The sequence below is a fragment of the Streptomyces subrutilus genome (genome assembly GCF_001746425.1).
GTDB classification, from domain to species: Bacteria; Actinomycetota; Actinomycetes; order Streptomycetales; family Streptomycetaceae; genus Streptomyces; species Streptomyces subrutilus_A.
The window spans coordinates 2610555-2631944 of record NZ_MEHK01000001.1 but is presented as its reverse complement, the minus strand read 5'-3'; the positions used below and the strand labels follow the sequence as shown (position 1 = coordinate 2631944).

At 72.3% G+C, this 21390-nt stretch carries 19 protein-coding genes and 2 pseudogenes; 15 read left to right on the top strand and 6 right to left on the bottom strand.

What is annotated here, in order from left to right; all coding sequences use genetic code 11:
• Positions 1-152: 152 nt before the first annotated feature.
• From BGK67_RS12910 to BGK67_RS12885, 6 genes are all read left to right on the top strand, one after another.
• Positions 153-1250 (top strand): PfkB family carbohydrate kinase, encoded by a 1098-nt coding sequence (locus BGK67_RS12910; protein WP_069920227.1) that lies wholly within the window; start codon positions 153-155, stop codon positions 1248-1250.
• 152 nt (positions 1251-1402) lie between these two features.
• Positions 1403-2446 carry a PhoH family protein gene (locus BGK67_RS12905; protein ID WP_069920226.1) on the top strand — a complete coding sequence of 348 codons (1044 nt, stop codon included), beginning with the start codon at positions 1403-1405 and terminating at the stop codon, positions 2444-2446.
• Between the two features lie 13 nt (positions 2447-2459).
• Positions 2460-2957: an rRNA maturation RNase YbeY gene (gene ybeY, locus BGK67_RS12900; protein ID WP_069920225.1), complete on the top strand. Its 498-nt coding sequence runs from the start codon at positions 2460-2462 to the stop codon at positions 2955-2957.
• Positions 2954-4261 carry a hemolysin family protein gene (locus BGK67_RS12895; protein WP_069920224.1) on the top strand — a complete coding sequence of 436 codons (1308 nt, stop codon included), beginning with the start codon at positions 2954-2956 and terminating at the stop codon, positions 4259-4261. Before ybeY ends, BGK67_RS12895 begins: the two co-directional genes overlap by 4 nt.
• The gene (locus BGK67_RS12890; protein WP_069920223.1) at positions 4258-4620 is read left to right on the top strand and encodes an MmcQ/YjbR family DNA-binding protein; all 363 of its coding nucleotides are present in this window, start codon (positions 4258-4260) and stop codon (positions 4618-4620) included. Before BGK67_RS12895 ends, BGK67_RS12890 begins: the two co-directional genes overlap by 4 nt.
• 70 nt (positions 4621-4690) lie before the next feature.
• Positions 4691-5044 carry a cytidine deaminase gene (locus BGK67_RS12885; RefSeq protein ID WP_069920222.1) on the top strand — a complete coding sequence of 118 codons (354 nt, stop codon included), beginning with the start codon at positions 4691-4693 and terminating at the stop codon, positions 5042-5044.
• A 12-nt stretch (positions 5045-5056) separates the two neighbouring features.
• On the opposite strand, the gene BGK67_RS12880 is transcribed toward BGK67_RS12885, so the two are convergent.
• Complete coding sequence (locus BGK67_RS12880) at positions 5057-6367, bottom strand: MFS transporter (protein ID WP_069920221.1); 1311 nt, start codon at positions 6365-6367, stop codon at positions 5057-5059.
• A 71-nt stretch (positions 6368-6438) separates the two neighbouring features.
• Here BGK67_RS12880 and BGK67_RS12875 point away from each other — a divergent pair, with 71 nt between their 5' ends.
• From BGK67_RS12875 to era, 4 genes and pseudogenes are all read left to right on the top strand, one after another.
• Positions 6439-7500 (top strand): GlxA family transcriptional regulator, encoded by a 1062-nt coding sequence (locus BGK67_RS12875; protein ID WP_069920220.1) that lies wholly within the window; start codon positions 6439-6441, stop codon positions 7498-7500.
• Between the two features lie 108 nt (positions 7501-7608).
• Positions 7609-8907: a WxL domain-containing protein gene (locus tag BGK67_RS12870; protein ID WP_069923823.1), complete on the top strand. Its 1299-nt coding sequence runs from the start codon at positions 7609-7611 to the stop codon at positions 8905-8907.
• A pseudogene (locus tag BGK67_RS40000) lies at positions 8904-9467 on the top strand (WxL protein peptidoglycan domain-containing protein); the annotation flags it as partial. The gene BGK67_RS12870 and the pseudogene BGK67_RS40000, both read left to right, overlap by 4 nt.
• Positions 9468-9965: 498 nt before the next feature.
• A complete protein-coding gene (era, locus tag BGK67_RS39995; protein WP_069923822.1) occupies positions 9966-10916 on the top strand; it encodes a GTPase Era in 951 nt (316 codons plus the stop codon).
• Between the two features lie 46 nt (positions 10917-10962).
• Here era and BGK67_RS12860 read toward each other — a convergent pair whose 3' ends face one another.
• The 4 genes from BGK67_RS12860 to BGK67_RS12845 all read right to left on the bottom strand — a co-directional run bounded on the left by BGK67_RS12860 (position 10963) and on the right by BGK67_RS12845 (position 13953).
• Positions 10963-11619, bottom strand: coding sequence for an SAM-dependent methyltransferase (locus BGK67_RS12860; RefSeq protein ID WP_069920219.1), 657 nt, complete (start codon positions 11617-11619; stop codon positions 10963-10965).
• 101 nt (positions 11620-11720) lie between these two features.
• Positions 11721-12542, bottom strand: a complete 822-nt coding sequence (locus BGK67_RS12855; protein ID WP_069920218.1) for a GNAT family N-acetyltransferase — start codon at positions 12540-12542, stop codon at positions 11721-11723.
• Between the two features lie 55 nt (positions 12543-12597).
• Positions 12598-12867, bottom strand: coding sequence for a protealysin inhibitor emfourin (locus BGK67_RS12850; RefSeq protein ID WP_069920217.1), 270 nt, complete (start codon positions 12865-12867; stop codon positions 12598-12600).
• 9 nt (positions 12868-12876) lie between these two features.
• On the bottom strand, positions 12877-13953 hold the full coding sequence (locus BGK67_RS12845; protein WP_069920216.1) for a M4 family metallopeptidase: 1077 nt from the start codon (positions 13951-13953) through the stop codon (positions 12877-12879).
• A gap of 363 nt (positions 13954-14316) precedes the next feature.
• Here BGK67_RS12845 and leuA point away from each other — a divergent pair.
• The 5 genes and pseudogenes from leuA to BGK67_RS12820 all read left to right on the top strand — a co-directional run.
• Positions 14317-16077, top strand: a pseudogene (gene leuA, locus BGK67_RS12840) (2-isopropylmalate synthase); the annotation flags it as partial.
• A 258-nt stretch (positions 16078-16335) separates the two neighbouring features.
• Positions 16336-17031, top strand: coding sequence for a TerB family tellurite resistance protein (locus BGK67_RS12835; RefSeq protein ID WP_069920215.1), 696 nt, complete (start codon positions 16336-16338; stop codon positions 17029-17031).
• Positions 17032-17545: 514 nt separating this feature from the next.
• Positions 17546-19108: a nucleobase:cation symporter-2 family protein gene (locus tag BGK67_RS12830; RefSeq protein WP_079154593.1), complete on the top strand. Its 1563-nt coding sequence runs from the start codon at positions 17546-17548 to the stop codon at positions 19106-19108.
• A gap of 111 nt (positions 19109-19219) precedes the next feature.
• Complete coding sequence (gene recO, locus BGK67_RS12825; protein ID WP_069920213.1) at positions 19220-19966, top strand: DNA repair protein RecO; 747 nt, start codon at positions 19220-19222, stop codon at positions 19964-19966.
• A gap of 11 nt (positions 19967-19977) precedes the next feature.
• Entirely contained in the window at positions 19978-20805 is an 828-nt protein-coding gene (locus BGK67_RS12820; RefSeq protein ID WP_069920212.1) for an isoprenyl transferase, read from the top strand.
• A 123-nt stretch (positions 20806-20928) separates the two neighbouring features.
• Here BGK67_RS12820 and BGK67_RS12815 read toward each other — a convergent pair whose 3' ends face one another.
• Positions 20929-21357 carry a Fur family transcriptional regulator gene (locus BGK67_RS12815; RefSeq protein ID WP_069920211.1) on the bottom strand — a complete coding sequence of 143 codons (429 nt, stop codon included), beginning with the start codon at positions 21355-21357 and terminating at the stop codon, positions 20929-20931.
• Between the last annotated feature and the right edge of the window lie 33 nt (positions 21358-21390).

The following is a 21390-nucleotide window of genomic DNA, read 5'->3' as shown; positions in this document are numbered from 1 at the left end:
GATTTGCGACACACTGGGTTTGGATTCGTGCCGGCGGGGCATGGCTGGCATCTTTCCACCGAAAACCATCGCACCGAAAACCTTCGCCCCGAGAACCATCGCACCGAAGACCTCTGGAAGAAACGAACCTTCAAGCCAACGGGGAGTACACCGTGACCAGTCGGGACAACGTCGACAGCAGTGCGGCAGCGGTGGACCCGCTCGGTCCGCTGCGCACCCCCCAGGAGCCCGCCTGCGACGTCTTCCTGACCGGCACGGTCTTCCTCGACATCATCTTCACCGGCCTCGACTCGGCTCCGGTGCGCGGTACGGAGTCCTGGGCCCGCGGCATGGGCTCCAGCCCCGGCGGCGTGGCCAACATGGCCACCGCCCTGGCCCGCCTCGGCCTGCGCACCTCGCTCGCCGCGGCGTTCGGCGACGACCACTACGGGGAGTACTGCTGGGACGCCCTGGAGCAGGGCGAGGGCATCGACCTGTCCATGTCGCGGACGATCCCCGGCTGGCACAGCCCCGTCACCGTCTCCATGGCCTACGAGGGCGAGCGCACGATGGTCTCGCACGGCCACGAGGCGCCCCCGCCGGCCGGTCCCGGCCCCTTCCCGCAGTGCCCGCCGCGGGCCCGGGCCGCCGTGGCCGCGCTGGGGCCCGGCGGGGGCGAGCCGTGGATCGCGGAGGCGGCCCGCCGCGGCGCGCGGGTCTTCGCGGACGTGGGCTGGGACGAGAGCGGGCGGTGGGACCTGGGGGCCCTGGCCGACCTCGAGCACTGCGAGGCCTTCCTGCCGAACGCGGGCGAGGCCATGCGCTACACCCGGACCGAGTGTCCGCGCGCGGCCGCCCGGGCGCTGGCCGAGCGGGTGCCGATCGCGGTGGTGACGATGGGCCCGGAGGGCTCGTACGCCGTCGACGGGCGGACGGGCGAGACGGCCCACGTCCCGGGAATCGCGGTGGACGAGCTGGACCCGACCGGGGCGGGCGACGTCTACGTGGCGGGCTTCGTCACCGGCACCCTGGCGGGCTGGCCGCTGGCGGACCGCCTCGCCTTCGCGGGGCTGACGGCGGCCCTGTCGGTCCAGGAGTTCGGCGGCTCCCTCTCGGCCCCCGGCTGGCCGGAGGTGGCCCACTGGTGGCGGTCGGCCCCGGCCGGGCTGCGCGGCCGCTACGCCTTCCTGGACGACCTGATCCCGACCCCGGCGACCCCGGCGGCCCGGCGCCGTGCCGTGCCCACCATCGGCTTCCGCCACTCCGCCTAGGCCTGTGGCCCGCCCTCCGGGCCCCTGCCGCTCGAGTGCGGGTGGAAAACCTCTCGGGGATGCCGCGGCGGCGACGTACGCTTGGTATTCCGGAGGTCGTCGATCGGCGCGGCCCCTCAGCGGGAGGTATGCGCAGGCCACAGTGCCGGCCCATGACTCAGACACCGACAACCCACATCCCAGCGCCGGGCCAGGCGCGAGCCCACTTCACCGTTCCGGCCACGCACCCGATGGTGACAGTGCTCGGTTCCGGTGACGCCCTGTTGCGAGTGATCGAGAAGGCCTTTCCGGAGGCCGACATCCATGTTCGGGGCAACCAGGTCAGCGCGATCGGGGCGGCGGCGGAAGTCGCTCTGATCCAGCGCCTGTTCGACGAGATGATGCTGGTGCTCCGCACCGGGCAGCCGATGACGGAGGACGCAGTGGAACGCTCGATCGCCATGCTGAAGGCGAGCGGCAACGGCAAGGAGGGCGGCCCGGAGGAGACTCCCGCCGAGGTGCTCACTCAGAACATCCTCTCCAGCCGAGGCCGCACGATCCGGCCCAAGACCCTCAACCAGAAGCGGTACGTCGACGCCATCGACAAGAACACGATCGTGTTCGGCATCGGCCCCGCCGGTACGGGCAAGACCTACCTCGCCATGGCCAAGGCGGTCCAGGCCCTGCAGTCCAAGCAGGTCAGCCGGATCATCCTGACCCGGCCCGCCGTCGAGGCGGGGGAGCGGCTCGGCTTCCTGCCGGGCACGCTCTTCGACAAGATCGACCCGTACCTGCGGCCGCTCTACGACGCGCTGCACGACATGCTGGACCCGGACTCGATCCCGCGGCTCATGGCCGCCGGGACCATCGAGGTGGCCCCGCTGGCGTACATGCGCGGGCGCACCCTCAACGAGGCGTTCGTCGTCCTCGACGAGGCGCAGAACACGAGCCCGGAGCAGATGAAGATGTTCCTGACCCGGCTCGGGTTCGATTCGAAGATCGTCATCACCGGTGACATCACGCAGGTCGACCTGCCGGGCGGCACCAAGAGCGGTCTGCGTCAGGTCCAGTCGATCCTCGAAGGGGTTCCGGACATCCACTTCTCGCGGCTCACGTCCGAGGATGTCGTCCGCCACAAGCTGGTCGGCCGTATCGTCGACGCGTACGAGAAGTACGACGACAGCCAGCAGGCCGCGAACGGCCACCAGCGGAAGTAGAACCAAGCGCACCATGTCGATCGACGTCAACAACGAGTCCGGAACCGAGGTCGACGAGCAGGCGATCCTCGACATCGCCCGCTACGCGCTCACCCGGATGCGGATCCACCCGCTCTCGGAGCTCTCCGTCATCGTCATCGACGAGGACGCCATGGAGCAGCTCCACATCCAGTGGATGGACCTGCCCGGACCCACCGACGTCATGTCCTTCCCGATGGACGAGCTCCGTCCGCCGGCGAAGGACGACGAGGAGCCCCCGCAGGGGCTCCTCGGTGACATCGTGCTCTGCCCCGAGGTCGCCAAGAAGCAGGGCGAGGACGCCCCGACGCAGCACTCCATGGACGAGGAGCTCCAGCTCCTGACCGTCCACGGGGTGCTGCACCTGCTCGGGTACGACCACGAGGAGCCCGACGAGAAGGCCGAGATGTTCGGTCTGCAGGCCGCGATCGTCGACGGTTGGCGGGCCGACCGCGGCATGACCGGTCCGTCCCCGGCACCCACCGTCTCGTGAACGGCCCGCAACTGATCACCGGGGCCGTCCTGCTGGTGGTCGTGGCCTGGTTCGCGGCGTGCGCCGAGTCCGGCATCGCCCGCATCTCGAGCTTCCGCGCCGAGCAGGCCGTACGTGAGGGCCGGCGCGGCAGCGAGAAGCTCGCGCAGGTGGCCGGCGACCCCACCCGCTACCTCAATGTGGCGCTGCTGGTCCGGGTCACCTGCGAGATGGCGGCCGGTGTCCTCGTCACCTACGTCTGCCTCGGCGAGTTCGGGGAGACCTGGACCGCGCTGCTCGTGGCCATCGCGGTGATGGTGCTGGTGTCCTTCGTCGCCGTGGGCGTGTCCCCGCGCACGATCGGCCGCCAGCATCCGCTGAACACCGCGACGGCGGCCGCTTACGTCCTCGTACCGCTCGCGCGGGTGATGGGACCCATTCCGCAGCTGCTGATCCTCATCGGCAACGCGCTCACGCCCGGGAAGGGGTTCCGCAAGGGGCCGTTCGCCTCCGAGGCCGAGCTGCGCGCGATGGTGGACCTCGCGGAGCGGGAGTCGCTGATCGAGGACGACGAGCGCCGGATGGTGCACCAGGTCTTCGAGCTCGGCGACACCCTGGTGCGCGAGGTGATGGTGCCGCGCACCGACCTGGTGTGCATCGAGCGGTACAAGACGGTCCGTCAGGCGACCACGCTCGCGCTGCGCTCCGGCTTCTCGCGCATCCCGGTCACCGGGGAGAACGAGGACGACATCGTCGGGATCGTCTACCTGAAGGACCTGGTCCGCAAGACCCACATCAGCCGGGAGGCCGAGTCCGACCTGGTCTCCACGGTCATGCGGTCGGCGGTCTTCGTGCCGGACACCAAGAACGCGGGCGACCTGCTGCGCGAGATGCAGCAGGTGCGCAACCACGTGGCGGTCGTCATCGACGAGTACGGCGGCACGGCGGGCATCGTCACGATCGAGGACATCCTGGAGGAGATCGTCGGGGAGATCACCGACGAGTACGACCGGGAGCTCCCGCCGGTCGAGGACCTGGGCGAGGACCGCTACCGGGTCACGGCGCGCCTCGACATCACCGACCTCGGTGAGCTGTTCAAGGTCGAGGCCTTCGACGACGAGGACGTGGAGACGGTCGGCGGCCTGCTGGCGAAGGCGCTGGGCCGGGTGCCCATCGCGGGTGCCTCAGCGCTGGTGGAGCTGCCGGACGGGCGCCCGCTGCGGCTGACGGCCGAGTCCCCGGCCGGGCGGCGGAACAAGATCGTGACGGTGCTGGTGGAACCGGTGGTGCCCGCGGTGGAGGCCGCGGGGGAGGAGGGGGAATGACCCCGGCGCAGCTGCGGGAGTTCTGCCTCGGCTTCAACGCGGCGGTGGAGGAGTTCCCGTTCACCCCGGAGACCTCGGTGTTCAAGGTGCTGGGCAAGATGTTCGCGCTCTCGGCGCTGGACGCGGAGCCGCTGAAGGTCAACCTCAAGTGCGAGCCGGAGCTGGCCGTGCGGCTGCGTACGGAGCACGAGGCGATCGTGCCGGGCTACCACATGAACAAGCGGCACTGGAACACGGTGACCGTGGGCGGGCCCGGCGGCCTGCCGGACGCGCTGGTCCGGGAGCTCGTGGAGGACTCCTACGACCTGGTCGTGGCGGGTTTGCCGAAGGCGGAGCGGCTGCGGCTCGACCGGCCGTGACGCGGCGCGGCCGGGCCGCGGGGGCGGGGCCGTCGTACGGCCCCGTCCGGACGCTCCCTATGCTTCGCCCATGACCGACACCACCGGGATCGACCCCGAGGACAGCAAGATCATCACGCTGGCGCGCAGCGCCCGGGCCCGCAACGGAGTGCCGGAGGGGGCGGCGGTGCGCGACGAGACCGGCCGCACCTACGCCGCCGGCACGGTGGAGCTGGACTCCCTGAAGCTGAGCGCGTTGCAGACCGCCGTCGCGATGGCCGTGGCCAGCGGGGCCCGGTCGCTCGAGGCCGCCGCCGTCGTCAGCTCCGCCGACGCCCCGGCCGACGCGGACCGCGCCGCGGTCCGCGACCTGGGCGGCCCGGACACCCCGGTGCTCCTGGCGGGCCCGGACGGCACCCTGAAGTCCACCACTCCCGCGGGCTGACGGCCCGGCGTCCTACGCTCCGGCCGGGACGCCCGTCGCGGCCGGAGCCGGGCGGCGCCGGATCACCATCGACATCAGCGCCGCCATCGCGCACAGCGCGCCCGAGGCGTACCAGACGACGTCGTACGAGCCGAAGACGTCCCGGGCCAGCCCGCCCAGGAAGGCCACGGCCGCCGCGCCCACCTGGTGCGAGGCCAGCACCCAGCCGAAGACGACGGCCCCGTCCTCCCCGTAGTGCTCGCGGCACAGGGCGATGGTCGGCGGGACGGTCGCCACCCAGTCCAGGCCGTAGAAGACGATGAAGAAGATCATCGGCGGGTGCACGGCCGGGGCCAGCAGCATCGGCAGGAAGAGCAGCGAGACCCCGCGCAGGGCGTAGTAGACCGCCAGCAGCCGCCGTGCCTCGAAGCGGTCGGTGAACCAGCCCGAGGCCACGGTGCCGACCACGTCGAAGACGCCGATCACCGCCAGCAGTCCGGCCGCCGCCGTCACCGGCATGCCGTGGTCGTGGGCCGCCGGTACGAAGTGGGTCTTGACCAGGCCGTTCGTGGAGGCCCCGCAGATCGCGAAGGTGCCCGCCAGCAACCAGAAGGGGCCGGTCCGGGCCGCCTTGCCCAGGACGGTGACCGCCCTGCGGGCGGCGCCCGGCACCGGCGCCGGCTTCGGCGCGTACGTGCCCCCGTACGGGGCCAGGCCCACGTCCGCCGGGTGGTCGCGCAGCAGCAGCCACACGAAGGGGACCACCGTGAGCGCGGTGAGCGAGACGGTGACCGCCGCCGGGCGCCAGCCGTGCTCCTCCACCAGCCAGGACAGCAGCGGCAGGAAGACCAGCTGGCCGGAGGCCCCGGCCGCCGTCAGGATCCCGGTGACCAGGCCGCGCCGTGCGGTGAACCACCGGTTGGTCACCGTCGCCGCGAAGGCCAGGGCCATGGAGCCGCTGCCCAGGCCCACCAGGACGCCCCAGAACAGCACCAGCTGCCACGCGGCGGTCATCCAGACCGTGGCGACCGAGCCGCCGGCGATGACCAGCAGGGCCGGCGCCACGACCCGGCGGATGCCGAAGCGGTCCATCAGGGCGGCCGCGAACGGCGCGGTCAGCCCGTACAGCGCGAGGTTGACGGAGACGGCGAAGCCGATCGTGCCGCGCGACCAGTCGAACTCCTCGTGCAGCGGCTCGATGAGCAGGCCTGGCAGGGAGGCGAAGGCGGCGGAGCCGATGATCGTCACGAAGGCGACGGCCGCGACGAACCAGGCGCGGTGCACGCGCCCGGCCTGCCGGGGACTGCGCGGGGCCGCCGTGGGGGCGGAGTCTGTCTGTGTCACCCGGACAGCTTCCGGCGCACGGGCCCACCCAGGACAGTGGCCTGACTGTCATGCTTCGATACGATCGGGCCATGGAGCCGCAAGCCCCGCCCCACCGCGTCGTCGTACTCGCCCTCGCCGGGCTGCTCCCCTTCGAGCTCGGCATCCCGCACCGGATATTCGGTCGGGCCAAGGATCCGGCCGGGCGGCCGCTGTACGAGATCCTGACCTGTGGGCTGGCCCCCGGCCCGGTGCCCACCGACGCCGACTTCGCGATCCACGTCGAGCACGGCCCGTGGCTGCTGGCCACCGCCGACACCGTGGTCGTGCCGGCCTCCTACGAACTCGGCCCCGTCCACGAGCACGGCCGGCTGACCGAGGAGCTCGCCGGGGCCCTCGCGCACATCCGGCCCGGCACCCGGCTCGTCTCCATCTGCACCGGCGGCTACGTGCTCGCCGCCGCGGGCTACCTCGACGGCCGCCGGGCCACCACCCACTGGGCCTCCGCCGAACACTTCCAGAAGGTGTTCCCGGCCGTCCGGGTCGACCCGGACGTGCTCTACACCGACGACGGGGACGTGCTCACCTCCGCCGGCGTCGCCGCCGGGATCGACCTGTGCCTGCACATCGTGCGCCGCGACCACGGCGCGGCCGTCGCGAACGAGGTGGCCCGGCGGACCGTCGTACCGCCGCACCGGGACGGCGGACAGGCCCAGTTCATCGAACGGCCGATGCCGCAGCCGCGGCTCGCCGGCACCGCGGCGGTCCGCGCCTGGATGCTGGACCGGCTGCACGAACCGCTGCGCCTGACCGACCTGGCCCGCCAGGAGGCCGTGTCCGTACGCACCTTCACGCGCCGGTTCCGGGAGGAGTCGGGGGTGAGCCCCGGCCAGTGGATCCTCGGCCAGCGGCTGGAGCGGGCCCGGCGGCTGCTGGAGCGGACGGAACTGCCGATGGAACAGGTGGCGCGGGAGGCGGGCTTCGGGACCGCGCAGTCGCTGCGCAAGCACGTGCAGGCGGCGCTGGGAGTGAGCCCGACGGCCTACCGGCGCACGTTCCGGGTGGCGGGCGCCGCGCCGTCCCCGGCGCCCCTCCCCGTCCCATCGCTGACATCTCCTGATGGGTCATCAGTTGATGCCGGGCCCGCGCCTTGACTTCTTCCGCCGCCCGCTCGTGAATGGCCCCCTGTCGGGGCGGCGGAGCGCGGGGGGCGGGCAGTGCGAACAGGGGCGCGCAGCAGCAGATGGTCGGCGGCCGTGGGCATGGCCGTGCTCGCGGCCGCGGCCGGGGGCGCGCTGAGCGCACCGGCAGCAGCCGAGGGCACGATGCCGACCGCCGGACGGCCGGGGCAGGTGGAGTTCCCCACCCACTGCCTGCCGCCGCAGGAGGCCGGACTCCCGCCGGCCGACGGGCCGACCCGCGCCCGCGTCAGCGTCGACAACCCCGCCCCGCGGGTCGGCGACACCGTCACCGTGACCTACCAGGTGGCCGCCGGGCCCGCCGTCAACCCGGCCGGCGGCGAACTGCCCGCCGACGTGCTGACCCCGACCGGGCGGGTCATGCTCGCGGGGGCCCAGAGCGGCGAGGTCACCGTGGTCGGCGCCCGGCGCAACGGCCCCGTGGCGGCAGGAGCTCCGCTGCCCGCCGTCACCATGACGGGCACCTTCACCGTCACCGCGCCCGGTGGGACCACCCTGGCCCCCGGCGCCTACATCCTGCACACCGGGCATCCGCTGGACCTCGCCACCGTGTGCACCGCCGCGGCCCCGGCCCCCGCCTCCGAGCGCCTCACCGCGACCCCGCTGCCGACGGCCAACCTCCGCCATGTGGCGCTCGCCGCAGCCCACGGCAAGCCCGGCGACAAGGTCAAGATCACCGGAGCCGGGTTCACCCCGGGCGCGGCCGTCACGGTGGCCGGCCGGGCCGGCGCCGCCGAGACCGCCGACCGGGTTACCGCCACCGCGGACGGGCTCGGCACGGTCCTGGCGGAGCTGCCCGTCACCGATCGGGCCACCACCGCGGTCGTCGCGTACGAGGGCGCGGCCTGGTCCTCCGGGCGGGGCTCCGGCCCGGCCGCCTACACGGTGATCGCCGCCGCCCCGCCGGCCCCCGGCACCCAGAAGCTCACCGTCACCGCCCCTTCGGGCACCCTCGGCATGACCCAGGCCGGCGAGGAGATCGCCTTGGGCGCCGTCCCGTACGGAGACGGCGGGGCCGCGCCCGGCCGGATCGGGACCGTCACCGTCAAGGACACCCGCGGCGGCCCGGCCGGCTGGACCCTGACCGGCAAGGTCACCGACTTCACCGGACCGGGCGGGGTGCGCATCCCCGGCGCCTCCCTCTCCTGGACCCCCTCCTGCACCGCCGGGGCGGGCAGCCCGAGCCCCTGTACGGCCGGCAGCGCGGGCGCGGTCGGCCCCGAGGGCGCGGTGCTGGCCTCCACGCCCGACGCGGCGCCGGCCGGCGGCACCTTCACCGTCGACGCCGCGGTCACCCTGCGGGTCCCGCGCTACACCCCACCGGGCGCGTACGCGGCGGTCCTGACGCTGACCCTGTCGTGACGGCGCGGGTGCCGCCGCGCGGGGCCGCTCCCCACCCCGCCCCTTCCCGTCTCCCGGGACTCCGCCCCGAACCCCGTACGGCGCTCCGCCCCAAACCCCGTACGGCGCTCCGCGCCCGCTCCTCGATCCCCGGAGTGGCTGCCCCTCCGGCGGTATGGCCCCACGCGGCGGCGGTCTTGGCTGTGCTCGCCGCCGTACTCCTCGGGTCCGCCGGGACGGCAAAGGCCGCGGACAACGGCCAGTGGTCCGTGCTCCCCGCAGCCAACTCCGTCGGCCAGCGGCCCTACTTCTACCTCGCCGCCGCCCCCGGCCAGTCCGTCGCCGACTCCGTGACCATCGCCAACCGCACCGACCGCCCCCGCACCTTCCGGCTCTACGCCGCCGACGCGTACCACACCCCCCGGGACGGCGGCTTCGCCCTCCGCGGCCCCGAGGAGCCGCGGCTGGCCGCCGCCGCGTGGGCGAAGCTCGACCGGGAGCGGGTCACCGTACCGGCCCGCGGGTCGGTCGGCGTCGCCTTCACCCTGACCGTCCCCGACCGGGCGGAACCCGGGGACCACCCCGGCGCCATCGTGGCCCTGGAGGACGGGCCCGCCGGCACGGACCGGGGCATCGGCGTCCAGCAGGCCGTCGCCGCCCGCGTGTACCTGCGGGTGGCCGGCCCGACCGCCCCCGCCCTGGTCGTGCGGGACGTGGCCGTCCGCCGGGAGGGCTCCGGCGCGCGGGTCGCGTACACGCTCCACAACATCGGCAACGTCACCCTCCGCCCGCGCGCCGCCCTCACCGCCTCCGGGGCCCTCGGCCGGCCGCTGCCCGGGCGCGCCCTCACCGGACTGCCCGCCGAACTGCTGCCCGGTCAGGAAGTCCGGCTCCAGGCCCGCTGGGAGGACCCGCCCGCCGCGGAACACGCGGAGCTGACGGTGCGCGCCGGGGACGGCGGAACCACAGCTCAGGGCCGTGCCGCCTACGCCGCGCACCCCTTCCTCGGCACCCTCCTCGCGGGCGGGAGCGTCCTCGCGGCCATGGGCTGGTCGGCGCTGGGGGCCGCATCGGGGAGAATGGCCCGTATGAGCGATCGTTCCCCCGAGTCCACCAGCCCGCACCGTGCGGGCTTCGCCTGCTTCGTCGGCCGCCCCAACGCGGGCAAGTCGACCCTCACCAACGCACTCGTGGGCACCAAGGTCGCGATCACCTCCAACCGGCCGCAGACCACCCGCCACACCGTCCGCGGCATCGTGCACCGCCCCGACGCCCAGCTCGTCCTCGTCGACACGCCCGGCCTGCACAAGCCGCGGACGCTGCTCGGCGAGCGCCTCAACGACATCGTGCGCACCACCTGGGCCGAGGTCGACGTGATCGGCTTCTGCCTGCCCGCCGACCAGAAGCTCGGCCCCGGCGACAAGTTCATCGCCAAGGAGCTCGCGGGGATCAAGAAGACCCCCAAGATCGCCATCATCACCAAGACCGACCTGGTCGAGTCCAAGGCGGTGGGCGAGCAGCTCATCGCCGTCCACCAGCTCGCCGAGGAGCTGGGCTTCGAGTGGGCCGAGATCGTGCCCGTCTCCGCCGTCGGCGACAGCCAGGTCCAGCTGTTGGCCGACCTGATCGCGCCGCTGCTGCCGGAGAGCCCGCCGCTGTACCCGGAGGGCGACCTCACCGACGAGCCCGAGGTGGTCATGGTCGCCGAGCTGATCCGCGAGGCCGCGCTGGAGGGTGTCCGGGACGAGCTCCCGCACTCCATCGCCGTGGTCGTCGAGGAGATGATCCCGCGGGAGAACCGTCCGGCGGACCGGCCGCTGCTCGACATCCACGCCAACGTCTACATCGAGCGGCCGAGCCAGAAGGGCATCATCATCGGCCCGAAGGGCGCCCGACTGAAGGAGGTCGGGATGAAGTCGCGCAAGCACATCGAGGCGCTGCTCGGGACCCCGGTTTTCCTCGACCTCCACGTGAAGGTGGCCAAGGACTGGCAGCGGGATCCCAAGCAGCTGCGCAAGCTGGGCTTCTGACCCAGGGGGCGCCGGGGCGGGACCGGCGCCACTTCGACGACAGGGCCTAGCGCAGCCGGCGGACCTTCAGCGCGTTGTCGGGACGGGTGGCGGGCCGGCCGTCGGGGCCGGTCATGGCCTGGTCGTACGCCTCGGCCAGCAGGACCTCCCAGTCCCCCTCGGGCAGTTCCAGCTGCGCCAGGACCTCGTCCGGGGTCGGGAAGTGGATCTCCGCGTGCTTGTCCGGGTCCCACGAGGGTCCGCCCGCGTGGCCCGCGATCAGCAGGACCCCGCCGGGGGCCACGGCCCCGGCGGCCGTGCGCAGGATCCGCTCGCGGGGGAAGTCCCCGTAGGAGTGCAGGAAGCACGCGGAGACCAGGTCGAACTCCCCGGCGGGGAAGGACTCCGCGAGGTCGTGCCGCTGCCACTCGACGCGGTCGGCGAGCTCCGCCTCCTCGGCGTGCCGCGCCGCCCGCTCCAGGGCCACCCCGGAGATGTCGGTGCCGGTGACGTGCCAGCCCTGCCGGGCGAGCCACACCGCGTCGGCCCCCTCGCCGCAGCCGATGTCGAGGGCGCGGCCGGGGGTGAGGTCCGCGGCCTCGCGGACCAGGACCTCATTGGGCTTGCCGCTCCAGATGCGGTCGCTCTCGCTGTAGCGGGCGTCCCAGAACTCCTCGCCCGCGGCGGGTCCCTGCTGCTGGTGGGGGTGGTGGTGGTCGGTCATGGGAGCCTCTTCCTGTACGGGTCTGCCGATACGGCCGATGCTGCGCCGGTACCATCCGGACGGGCAAATATCCTTGCCGTTCCGGCAAACCCGCCGGGCCTTCAGGCGGACGGCTCAGCGATCAGGGCCGTCGCCACCCGCCGGAAGCCGGCCCGTACGTAGACGCGGGCCACGTCCTCGTCCCCCGCGGAGAGGAACACCGTACGGGCACCGCGCTCGCGCGCCCGCGCGACCAGGGCCGCCGTGACCCCGAGGGCCAGGCCCTGGCGGCGGGCCGCCGGCAGCGTGCCGACGCCCACCACCTCGGCCACGTCCCCGACCGGGTTGTACTGGCCCGCGCACAGCACCACGCCGTCCCGCACCGCCGCCGCCAGCGCGGTACGGCCCGACGCGATCATCGCGGACACCCGGGCCCGGTGCTCCGCAGCCTCCGGACCGGCCACCGCCGCCGCCAGTTCCGCCGGCCCCGCCTCGCCCACCGCCGTCCCGGGAGCCCCGAAGGCCAGCGCCGGGACCGTCACCGCCGCCGTGAGCAGCGGGTCGTCCGCGCCGAGCAGCCGTACCTCCGGATGTGCGGGAGCCGCCGCCGCGGCCGGGTCCAGGACCATCAGCGGATGCGCGTGGACCCGCAGTCCCGCCGCTTCCACGGCGGCCCGCAGCGAGGGAGTGGTTTCGGCCACCCACTCGAAGGACTCGGGGACCTTCAGCTCCCGCTGCCGGGCCAGCACCCGCTCCACGTCGGCGGCGCCCGCCGGGCCCGCGCCGCCGAGCGCGGGCCGTGCGTAGTACTGCCAGCCCGCGCCCTCCTGGACGAACAGGGTCAGCGGCCCGAAGTCCTCGGCCCGCGCCCCGCCCACCCGCGGAACCGTGTCGTAGTAGTGCTCCAGCTCGGACAGCATCGGATCGATCATGTGCTCGGTCATCCGGTCATCCAAGCAAAGGGGCGGCGTCCGGGCATCCGGGTTATGGCCCGCCCGCTCAGGCGCCTTCCTTCAGGATCCGCGAGACGAGCGCCCGCTGCGCCTGCGACAGGTCCGGCTCCTGGCAGGACACCGTCCGGCCGTCCACCGTGATCCGGTACGAGAACCCGTCCCGTACCGGCCCGCCCCCGCCCCCGGGCGCGGCGGGCCGCAGCGCCGGCAGCGCCAGGGCCCGCCACTCGGCCTCGTCCGGCCGGCCCGAGGTGTCCACCTCGCCCCGGCGCTCGATGCCCGCGAAACCGCCCGTCCTGATCACTTCGATCCGCATGGGAGCCCTCTACCCGCCCAGCGGGACGCCCACCGTCGACCACGCCTTCTGGAGGGCCCGGTGCTCGGCGCCCCCGTCCCCGAACCGGCGCACGGCCGCCGCCACCGACAGCCGGGCGAAGTCCGCGAAGTCCGCGTCCACGGCCAGCTCCCCGCCGGTCAGGGTGTCGTACCAGATCTGCCCCGCCCGCTCCCAGGACTTGCCGCCCAGCTCGGTCGCGGCCAGGTAGAAGGCGTGGTTGGGGATGCCGGAGTTGATGTGCACGCCGCCGTTGTCGCGGGAGGTCCGCACGTAGTCGTCCATGGTCGCGGGCTGCGGGTCCTTGCCCAGCTCGTCGTCCTCGTACGCGGTTCCCGGCGCCTTCATCGACCGCAGGGCCTGGCCGCTGTCGACGGCGGGCCCCAGCAGCCCGGCCCCGATCAGCCAGTCCGCCTCCTGGGCCGTCTGCCCCAGCGAGTACTGCTTGATCAGCGAGCCGAAGACGTCGGACATCGACTCGTTGAGCGCTCCGGACTGCCCGTAGTACTCGAGGTTCGCCGTGTACTGGGTGACGCCGTGGGTCAGTTCGTGGCCGATGACGTCCAGCGACACCGTGAAGTCGAGGAAGAGGTCCCCGTCCCCGTCGCCGAAGACCATCTGCTGCCCGTCCCAGAAGGCGTTGTTGTAGTCCTCGCCGTAGTGGACGGTCGCGTCCAGGGCCAGCCCGGCATTGTCGATCGAGCGCCTCCCGAACCCCTTCAGGAAGAGGTCGAACGTCGCGCCCAGCCCGGCGTACGCCCGGTTCACCGTGACGTCCTGGCCCGCGGGGTCGCCCTCGCCGCGCACCTTCGTACCGGGCAGCCGGGTGCGGTGCCGCGCGTCGTAGACCGTGCGGTCCGGCTCGTCCGAGGGGGCGGCGGGCACGGCCGGGGCGACCCCCTGGACGGTGGTGACCCGGCGCCGGGTGCGCATGAGGGAGTCGCGCTCGAGGGTGCTCAGGGCGGCGCGGGCGCGCCGCGGGTCGTCGGACCGGGCGATCCTGTCGAGAAGGTGCGGGGGCACGACGGTGCAGAAGACGGGGTGGCGGGGGGTGAGGGAGGCATCCATCCCGGCAATGTGGCAGTGAGTCACGAACCTGTCACTAGCCGCGACCATGATTCATTCAGTTGTCTGAAAGGGGCGGCGGCGGGTTGACGGATCGAACCGACTTTACGTAACGAAAGATTCTTAACTCACACGGGGTACAAATCGGACGCCCGGGTCTTGCATACTGAAACAGGTCCTCGCGTTACGGCGCGGCTCCGCTAGGCTCGGCCCATCATGCGTTTCGGGCTGCTTCTCCTTAGCTGCCGCGGCGAGGGTCTGTAGTCGTAGGCCGGCCCCCTCCCCGCGGAGTTCGGTGTTGCGGTTTTTGCGACCGCCGTCGGCCGTCCCAGCGAACTACCGCGGACACGCGAGGAGCCCCACGCCATGAGCCAGCAGCCTTTCATCGGTCGCCCCACGCCCATCACGAACGCGACCCACACCCAGCGGCCCTCCGGGATGCCGATCCACAAGTACGGCTTCTACGAGCAGGTGGAGATCCCGGACCGCACCTGGCCGGACGCCCGCGTGACCAAGGCTCCCCGCTGGCTGTCCACCGACCTGCGGGACGGCAACCAGTCGCTGATCGACCCGATGACCCCCGCCCGCAAGCGCGAGATGTTCGACCTGCTGGTGCGCATGGGCTACAAGGAGATCGAGGTCGGCTTCCCGTCCTCCGGCGAGACCGACTTCGCCTTCGTGCGCTCCATCATCGAAGAGGGCGCGATCCCCGACGACGTCACCATCTCCGTACTGACCCAGGCCCGCGAGGACCTGATCGAGCGGACCGTGGAGTCCCTGGTCGGCGCCAAGCGCGCCACCGTGCACCTGTACAACGCGACCGCCCCGACCTTCCGCCGGGTCGTCTTCCGCGGTTCCAAGGCGCAGATCAAGCAGATCGCCGTCGACGGCACCCGCCTGGTCATGGAGTACGCCGAGAAGCTGCTGGGCCCCGAGACCGTCTTCGGCTACCAGTACAGCCCGGAGATCTTCACCGACACCGAGCTGGACTTCGCCCTGGAGGTCTGCGAGGCCGTCTGCGACGTCTGGCAGCCGGCCGCGGGCCGTGAGATCATCCTGAACCTGCCCGCCACCGTGGAGCGTTCCACGCCCTCCACCCACGCGGACCGCTTCGAGTGGATGGCCCGCAACCTGACCCGCCGCGAGCACATCTGCATCTCCGTGCACCCGCACAACGACCGGGGCACCGCCGTCGCCGCCGCCGAGCTGGCCCTGATGGCCGGCGCCGACCGCATCGAGGGCTGCCTGTTCGGCCAGGGCGAGCGCACCGGCAACGTCGACCTGATCACCCTGGGCATGAACCTGTTCTCCCAGGGCATCGACCCGCAGATCGACTTCTCGCAGATCGACGAGATCCGCCGCACCAGCGAGTACTGCAACCAGATGGAGGTCCACCCGCGCCACCCCTACGCGGGCGACCTGGTCTACACCGCCTTCTCCGGCTCCCACCAGGACGCCATCAAGAAGGGCTTCGACGCCATGGAGGCCGACGCGGCCGCCGCCGGCAAGACGGTCGACGACATCGAGTGGGCCGTGCCGTACCTGCCGATCGACCCGAAGGACGTCGGCCGCTCCTACGAGGCCGTCATCCGCGTCAACTCGCAGTCCGGCAAGGGCGGTATCGCGTACGTCCTGAAGAACGACCACAAGCTGGACCTGCCGCGCCGCATGCAGATCGAGTTCTCCCGGATCATCCAGGCCAAGACGGACGCCGAGGGCGGCGAGGTCACGCCGAAGGCGATCTGGGACGTCTTCTCCGACGAGTACCTGCCCAACCCCGAGAACCCGTGGGGCCGCATCCAGCTGCGCTCCGGCTCGACGGCCACCGACAAGGACGGCACGGACACGCTCACCGTCGAAGCGGTCGTGGACGGCGTGGACACGGTCCTGAACGGCACCGGCAACGGTCCGATCTCGGCCTTCTTCGACGCGCTGGCCGGCATCGGCGTCGACGCCCGCCTGCTGGACTACACCGAGCACACCATGAGCGAGGGCGCCTCCGCGGTCGCCGCCTCGTACATCGAGTGCGCGATCGACGGCCGGGTCCTGTGGGGCATCGGCATCGACGCCAACACCACCCGCGCCTCCCTGAAGGCGGTCATCTCCGCCGTCAACCGCGCGGGCCGCTGCCCCCTCGTACGTGGCCCCCGTCCCTCCCCGCCGGAGGGGCGGGGTCCCGCCGTTCCCGTCCCGGCCTCGGCGGGCTCCTCGGCCCCGCGGAGGGGTGGGGAGAAGCGGGAGGCGGCGGGCAGCACCGCGGGGGCGCAGATCGGCCAACTCCGCCTCCCGCGGCATGTTGTCCTGTCACACGACTGACGCATCCTCACCGATGTGGCTAACATCACGCCAACCGGCGATGCTGCCGGACGGTGACGGAGGTGCGACGTGCTGCCAGTTCGGGGTGGGGACGGCCGGAAGCTGACGGTCTGGGGCATCCGTACCACCTGGAGCACCGTGGGCGACGGGGAGTTCTTCTGCCCGGCCTGCGGTGGGGACCGCAACTACCGCAAGCGGACCGGGCGCCGCCGTTTCACCGTCCTCGGCGTGCCGCTGCTGCCGCGCGGCAGCGCCGGACCGGTCGTCGAGTGCCAGGGCTGCCGCGAGCGCTTCGCCACCGAGGTCCTGGACCACCTCACCACCACCCGCTTCACCGCCATGCTGCGCGACGCCGTGCACACCGTGGCGCTGGCCGTGCTCGCCGCGGGCGGGACCGGTTCACGGGGCGCCCTGGAGGTCGCCGTGAGCGCCGTACGGGACGCGGGCTTCCAGGACTGCACGGAGGAGCAGCTGGAGTCCCTCGTGGAGGCGCTGTCCACCGACGAGGGGCGGCTCGGGCTGTACGGCGTCCCGGAGTACTGCGGGGCCGCGCTGTCCATCGAACTCCACGAGGCGCTGGAGCCGCTGGCCCCGCACCTGGCGGGCCCCGGCCGCGAGTCGGTCCTGCTCCAGGGGGCCCGTATCGCGCTCGCGGACGGCCCCTATCTCCCGGCCGAGCGCGAGGTGCTCTCCACCGTCGGGGCGGCGCTGCGCATCGACGCGGACGAGGTGGCCCGGCTCCTGTCGGCGGTGCGCGCGCCGTAGCCGGTCCGAAACGGGCCCGGCACGCGTAACGATCCGGCCACGCGGGGCCGATTCTCAAGAGATCCGCGGGTCCGTCGAACCTCGGAGGTGATCCCTCCGTGCCCGGACCGTCCACCCCTTGGACGGCCGGTGCGAGCCCTTCGGTTCTGACCGCACGCGCCCGGGTGAGGGGCGTATCCGCAGGTCAGCCCGGGGTGGTACGGAGGCGCGCGGAGGAACGGCCGCTTCCGTGCGGCGGCTCCCCTACGCCTCTGCCCCGTGCTTCACCACTGGAGAAACCTACAGATCTGGGCGCCGGTATCGTCAACAATTTGTGGAAGTCGACGATATCTGTGAGGCCCTTCACAGGCGTTCAATTCCGGTCACACGACAAGAGGCCGCCGTCAGCACAGCGGGGCTTCGTTCACGTGAACGTACTGACAACCCTGGCGGATCAACGGGTTAGCGACCCACTTCGACCAGGGATCACCAGATCTCCTCTCACTTACCTCACCTCTTGAAGGGCAAGGCAGAGATGGCACGTGTCGCCGCCCGGCTTTCCGACAGCGGACAGCAGAGCACGCACCCGGTCGACGAGGTGCTCCCCCTCCCCAAGCTCGCGCTGTACGGCTTCCAGCACGTACTCGCGTTCTACGCCGGTGCGGTGATCGTCCCGATCATCGTCGGCAACGCGCTGAAGCTGAGCCCTGAACAGCTGGTCTACCTGATCAACGCGGACCTCTTCACCTGCGGCATCGCCTCGATCATCCAGGCCTGGGGCATCGGCCGGATCGGCGCGCGCCTGCCGCTGATCCAGGGCGTGACCTTCACCGCCGTCTCGCCGATGATCGCCATCGGCCTCGGCGCGGGCGGCGGAACCGCCGCGCTGCTGGTCATCTACGGCGCGGTCATCACCGCCGGCATCGCGACCTTCGCGTTCGCCTGGCTGCCCGCGAAGGCGTTCCGGACGGTCATGCGGCTCTTCCCGCCCGTCGTCACCGGCACCGTGATCACCGTGCTGGGCATCGTCCTGATCCCGGTCGGCCTCAACGACGCGGCGGGCGGCCTCGGCAGCCCCGACTTCGGCGAGCCGGAGCACTTCGCGTACGCGGGCGGCACGATGCTCTTCATCCTCGTCCTGATGAAGCTCGGCCGGCCGTTCGTCTCCAGCATCTCCATCCTCCTCGGCCTCGTCGGCGGCACCGCGGTCGCCTTCCTCCTCGGGGACGCGAAGTTCGGCGACGTCGGCAAGTCCGACTGGATCGGCATCACCACCCCCTTCCACTTCGGCGTCCCGAAGTTCGAGTGGTTCCCGATCCTGCTGATGCTGATCGTCATGCTGATCACCATGGTCGAGACGACCGGTGACACGTACGCGGTCGGCGACATCGTCGGCAAGGACGTCGACAGCGAGACCGTGGCCCGCGCCCTGCGCGCCGACGGCGCCGCGACCGCCCTCGGCGGTGTCCTCAACTCCTTCCCGTACGTCGCCTTCGCGGAGAACGTCGGCCTGGTGCGGATGACCAAGGTCAAGAGCCGGTTCGTGGTGGTGGCCGCCGGTGTGTTCATGATCATCCTGGGTCTGCTGCCCAAGGCCGCCGCGATCGTCGCCGCCGTCCCGCACGGAGTCCTCGGCGGCGCCGCGACCGTCATGTTCGCCATGGTCGCCCTCGCCGGTATCCAGACCCTGGCCAAGGTGGACCTGAAGGAGGAGAAGAACGCCCTGATCGTGGGCGTCTCGCTGGCCTTCGCCCTGCTCCCCGCCACCGTGCCGGTCTTCTTCACCAAGCACATGGACGCGGACCTGTCCTCGCTCCTCAACAGCGGTGTCACCCTCGGTGCCACGTCCGCCATCGTCCTCAATCTGATCTTCAACGGTCTGGCCGAGGACGACGTACCGCTGGTCCCCGCGGTCGCGCTGCCCGCCCAGTCGGCGGCGGCCCCGGCGGAAGCCGAGAAGGCCGATCCGGCCGACAAGGCCATCAAGGCCAGCAAGGCCGACAAGGCCGGGCAGGCCGGGCAGGCCGACGAGGCCGGCGGCGCCAAGGCCGAGCAGGCCGTGGCGGCGGACGGGGTGGAGACCCCCGCATCCTCCTGATCCTCCCAAGGGGCGCCGCCCCCCGTCCGGACTCTCCCCGGCTACCGCTGGAGGTGCCCCGAGTCCGGGCGGGGGGCCATCGCTGTCCCCGGTGCGGGTGACAATGGGCGCATGAGTCTGTTCCGCGACGACGGCATCGTGCTGCGCACCCAGAAGCTGGGTGAGGCGGACCGCATCATCACGCTGCTGACCCGCGGCCACGGCAGGGTACGGGCAGTCGCCCGCGGCGTGCGGCGCACGAAGTCCAAGTTCGGCGCCGGGCTGGAACCTTTCTCCCACGCCGACGTGCAGTTCTTCGCCCGCGGCAGCGAACTCGTCGGGCGCAGCCTGCCGCTCTGCACCCAGACCGAGATCATCGCCCCCTACGGCAACGGCATCGTCACCGACTACGCCCGCTACACCGCCGGCACCGCCATGCTGGAGACCGCCGAGCGCTTCGCCGAGAACGAGGGCGAGCCCGCCGTGCAGCAGTACCTGCTGCTCGTCGGCGCCCTGCGCACGCTCTCGCGCGGCGAACACGAACCCCACCTCATCCTCGACGCCTTCCTGCTGCGCTCCCTCGCCGTCAACGGGTACGCGCCCAGCTTCGACGACTGCGCGAAGTGCGGCATCCACGGCCCCAACCGGCACTTCTCCGTCGCCGCGGGCGGAGTGATATGCGGGGACTGCCGGGTGCCCGGCAGCGTCGTACCCTCGTCGGAGGCCATCGCCCTGCTCAGCGCCCTGCTGACGGGCGACTGGAACCATGCCGACGCGTGCGAGGCGCGTCACGTGCGGGAGGGCAGCGGGCTGGTCTCCGCCTATTTGCACTGGCATCTGGAGCGCGGGCTACGCTCCCTGCGTTACGTCGAGAAATAGGAGCTGGGCACATGGCACGACGCGGGATACTGGGACGCTCTCGCCGCGAGTACAAGGTTCCCGAGCCGCACCCGTCCGGTGAGCGCCCGCCGAAGATCCCCGGCGAGCTGGTCCCGAACCACGTCGCGGTCGTCATGGACGGCAACGGCCGCTGGGCCAAGGAGCGCGGCCTGCCGCGCACCGAGGGCCACAAGGTGGGTGAGGGCGTCGTGCTCGACGTGCTCAAGGGCTGCCTGGAGATGGGCGTCAAGAACCTCTCCCTGTACGCCTTCTCGACGGAGAACTGGAAGCGCTCGCCCGACGAGGTCCGCTTCCTGATGAACTTCAACCGCGACGTCATCCGGCGCCGCCGCGACGAGATGAACGAACTGGGCATCCGGATCCGCTGGGTCGGCCGCATGCCGAAGATGTGGAAGTCGGTCGTCCAGGAGCTCCAGGTGGCCCAGGAGCAGACCGTCGACAACGACGCGATGACCCTGTACTTCTGCGTGAACTACGGAGGTCGCGCCGAGATCGCGGACGCGGCGCAGGCCATCGCCCGCGATGTCGCGGCCGGCAAGCTGGACCCGTCGAAGGTCAACGAGAAGACCTTCGCGAAGTACATGTACTACCCGGACATGCCGGACGTGGACCTGTTCCTGCGCCCGAGCGGCGAGCAGCGCACCTCCAACTACCTGCTCTGGCAGAGCGCGTACGCCGAGATGGTCTTCCAGGACGTGCTGTGGCCGGATTTCGACCGGCGCAACCTCTGGCAGGCCTGCCTGGAGTACGCCCAGCGCGACCGCCGCTTCGGCGGCGCCGTCCCCAACCAGCCCGAGGGGCCGGGCGCGGCCGGCTGACGACCGCCGCCCAGGATCCCCGTCCGCGGACACCGCGGGCGGGGATCCGCCGTATACGCGGGCTCGCCGCCCCTCGGACGCGGACCGGCTGCGGGCGGTCCTGGACCGGAACCTGACGCGGTTCTAGCCGGCCGCGGCGCAGTCGGCGCAGGTGCCGAAGATCTCCACGGTGTGGGCCACGTTCACGAAGCCGTGCTCGGCGGCGATGGACTCGGCCCACTTCTCCACGGCCGGGCCCTCCACCTCAACCGCCTTGCCGCACTTGCGGCAGACCAGGTGGTGGTGGTGGTCCCCGGTGGAGCAGCGCCGGTAGACGGACTCGCCGTCGCTGGTGCGCAGGACGTCGACCTCGCCGGCGTCCGCGAGCGACTGGAGGGTGCGGTACACCGTGGTCAGGCCCACGGAATCGCCACGGTGCTTGAGCATGTCGTGGAGTTCCTGGGCACTGCGGAACTCGTCCACCTCGTCCAGCGCCGCCGCCACGGCGGCCCGCTGCCGGGTGGATCGTCCTCGTACTGGCGCGGCATTCGTCTCGCCAGGCGCAGTCGCCACCGGTTCCTCCTCGTATCGGCCTGCGGCCATTGT